Source organism: Salinivirga sp. (genome assembly GCF_035268865.1).
In the GTDB taxonomy this organism is placed as follows: domain Bacteria; phylum Bacteroidota; class Bacteroidia; order Bacteroidales; family Salinivirgaceae; genus Salinivirga.
The window spans coordinates 1-3204 of the sequence record NZ_DATFKB010000208.1 but is presented as its reverse complement, the minus strand read 5'-3'; the positions used below and the strand labels follow the sequence as shown (position 1 = coordinate 3204).

Annotated in this window: 4 protein-coding genes; all 4 read left to right on the top strand. The window is 37.9% G+C overall.

The annotated features are described in order from the left end of the window. Nucleotides 1-481: 481 nt before the first annotated feature. Entirely contained in the window at nucleotides 482-808 is a 327-nt protein-coding gene (locus VJ937_RS12500) for a multidrug efflux SMR transporter (protein ID WP_324067607.1), read from the top strand. Nucleotides 809-956: 148 nt separating this feature from the next. Then, entirely contained in the window at nucleotides 957-1817 is an 861-nt protein-coding gene (locus VJ937_RS12495; protein WP_324067605.1) for a glycoside hydrolase family 16 protein, read from the top strand. Between the two features lie 75 nt (nucleotides 1818-1892). Next, a complete protein-coding gene (gene trhA / locus VJ937_RS12490; RefSeq protein ID WP_324067603.1) occupies nucleotides 1893-2558 on the top strand; it encodes a PAQR family membrane homeostasis protein TrhA in 666 nt (221 codons plus the stop codon). Nucleotides 2559-2731: 173 nt separating this feature from the next. Next, nucleotides 2732-3204 (top strand): MBL fold metallo-hydrolase (locus VJ937_RS12485; RefSeq protein WP_324067601.1); only part of this gene is annotated, 473 nt, incomplete at its 3' end.

The following is a 3204-nucleotide window of genomic DNA, read 5'->3' as shown; positions in this document are numbered from 1 at the left end:
AAGACAAGTGTTACCAGTAACGGTAAAAAGTAAAAGCGTTGACTATTTATTTTTTTAATAAGTTCGCCTTCATCTGCTTTGGCTATTTTTGTGTCTGATTAAATAAGTTGTAATGAATGCGCGGTAATTTACCAGTAAACTTAAAGGGTGTATTGAACCGTAGCGAAGCGAAGCTCGACGGAGTCAAAATCAATTTGTTTGCGAAAATGGTAAATAACCATATAATCATTTAAGCTGTTGTATGTAATTGGACCGAAATGCTTTTAGTGTGAAATATTTTTGCAGATATAGATAACATTTCATTTTTAAAAAGTAATACTTTTAACATAGCTGTTTTGCATAATATGATTTTTTATTGAGTTAACTAAATGGTTTGTAGATTTTTATATTTTTAGTCCTTTGTATTTTATCTTTGTTAAAAGTTTCGTTTTCGTAATTTCGATATTTTAATATATACTAGTTTAAACCAAAAGGAGCCATAATGAACTGGATTATTTTAACCATTGCAGGTTTTTTTGAAGTAGCTTTTGCGTTCTGCCTTGGAAAGGCAAAAGAAACAACAGGTACTGAAATGTACTTATGGTATACTGGCTTTGCTGTAACGCTACTCATAAGTATGACGCTTCTGATAAAAGCAACCCAAACACTGCCCATTGGAACGGCCTATGCTGTGTGGACGGGTATAGGAGCCGTTGGAACAGCCATGGTGGGTATATTTATTTTTAAAGAACCCACTACGTTCTTGAGGCTTTTTTTTCTCTCTACATTAATTATATCAATTGTGGGCTTAAAGGCTGTTTCTCATTAAAATGATTGATTACATCGTCTTATTTTGGGTTTTATTTTGACTTTTATGCCTTGATTATTGCGGCAGGTTTATTAATTTTATATCAACAAATCTATGGTCAGGGCTTATTTCATCTTGTAAATTGAATAATAATCTAAATTGAAAAATGATGAATCGTATTTTAATTATTGCGTTAATGGCGTTTATGCCATTTGTAATGAGCTGTAATGGAGGCAACAAAAAATCTGAAAAAGAAAATGCATCAAATGATGTTTGGGAAGTAGATTTCTTCGACGACTTTGATACATTTAACCCCGACAACTGGCAGGACCAGCGCATTTGGGTTAATAATGAAGAGCAGTGTTATGTGCCAGATGGTGAGTATGGAACACGCGAGGTAAGTGATGGTACGCTTAAGATAAAAGTGGTCAATATCGGAGAAAAAATCGACTGTGACAATATGGACAAGCATGGGAATCAGCATCCTGAGACCCAATATGTAGCAGGACGTATCGTTACAAAAAACCGGAAAGAATTTGTAAAAGGTAAATGGACGGCACGCTTAAAGTTGCATGGCAATGGTGAGGCAAGTATGTTTCCTGCCTGGTGGATACTTGGCGCAAGAAACAATGAGCCTCCAGTACAGGAAGCGGACGAAAATGTTTGCTGGCCGCTAACCGGCTCTGGCGAGATTGATATTTTTGAACATCATGGAGACCATCAAAAAGATAAATATACCACAGGAGCTATTAAAAGCCTTGGTGAGTGCGATAAAGGCGATTGGCGAAGTTTACGTACCGATATCCCTGCCACGCTTAACGAATACCACGAATACTCTGTAGAGTGGGAGGGCAGCGATCTTGTTTTCCGCCTCGATGGCAAAGAAGTGCATCGCAACGTTGGTCAGGGCGATGAATATCCGGAGCCCATGTTTGCAATCTTAAATTATGCAAAAATCACAGATTCGCCCATGGAAGGGGAGTGGGTGATGGAAGTGGATTGGGTGAAACACGAATCCCGGAAGAAATAATTAATTTATGCACAAAGTTCCCTGGCAACAATAACCACAAGCAAGTTTCAATTATTGAAAATTATATCCTACGATATGCCTGAAAAAACAATCGCCGGACGTTTTAGTAAAAAAGAGGAACAGGCCAATGCCATTTCGCACGGCATTGGAACCATTTTAGCTATTACCGGACTTGTTTTTATGGTTATTGTTGCCCTTAAATATGGTACTGTGCGCGGAATTGTCAGTGCCAGTGTTTACGGAGCTACATTGGTTTTGCTTTACCTTTCTTCTACCTTAAATCATGGTTTAAAAGTTGGCAAAGCAAAAGATTTTTTCCATAATTTTGATCAGGTTGCCATTTACCTCTTAATTGCAGGAACCTACACGCCTATTGCCCTGGTCGGGTTACATGGAGACTGGGGCTGGACCCTTTTTGGGCTGCAATGGGGATTTGCCTTTGCCGGCATTATTGTAAAAGTATTTTTGCCCAATAAATTTGAAAAGGGAGTTAATATCTTTTACATCATTTCCTACATTATCATGGGATGGATGCTGTTGTTTTTTCTGCAACCAATATTCCGCAATATTCCAACTATGGGTGTAGTTTTTCTCTTAATAGGTGGAGCATGCTACACCCTTGGTACAGTGTTTTTTAAAATGGAAAAATTGCCTTATCACCACCTTATTTGGCATCTGTTTGTTATTGCAGGAAGTGTAATGCATGTGCTGGCTGTATTGTTTTATGTGCTGCCGGCTTAGTAAAAATGGCTATTTCGGTTTGCGTATTCCGGTTCAAAGACTGCAGAATGGCTTTTGCAATCAGAATGTATTCAATTTCGTTTTTTAAAGTTAAACCAGAACTATAAACTTTCCACTACAAATACCAGTTTGTATTTGTTAGTGTGTAATTAAATGTGCTGCAACCAAAATAAATGAAGAGGATATTAAAAATGATTGGACTTTCGTTACTGGGAATTATTGTTTTAGGCATCATAGGCCTGGCGCTGTTTATGACTTTCAGCCCTCAGTTTGGAAGTAGCTTATCGAAGGAACAAAAAGCTGCTTTCGGCCAACTGCAAAATTTTAAAAATGGTAAATTTCAAAACCAACAGTCAAGTCCAATGGACATGAATTTCAGGAAGGTTTTTAAAGAGATGATGAATAAATCTCCCAACCGAAGCCCCAATGAGAATATTGCGGTACAAAAAATTGATTCCACCTCAATAGCCACCCTCAATGCTGAAACAACCCGATTAACCTGGTTTGGGCACTCTACTTTTTTACTGGAGATAGATGGAAAGAAAATCCTTATTGATCCAATGCTAAGCAAATCCCCTTCGCCGGTTTCTTTTGCCGGATCAAAAAGGTTTTCAGACGAAATACCAGTTGAAGCATCCAGTTTGCC

Excerpts from the sequence above, each read along its gene's own strand:
- VJ937_RS12500 (WP_324067607.1), top strand. The coding sequence starts at position 482 with ATGAACTGGATTATTTTAACCATTGCAGGTTTTTTTGAAGTAGCTTTT.
- trhA (WP_324067603.1), top strand. The coding sequence starts at position 1,893 with ATGCCTGAAAAAACAATCGCCGGACGTTTTAGTAAAAAAGAGGAACAG.
- VJ937_RS12495 (WP_324067605.1), top strand. The coding sequence starts at position 957 with ATGAATCGTATTTTAATTATTGCGTTAATGGCGTTTATGCCATTTGTA.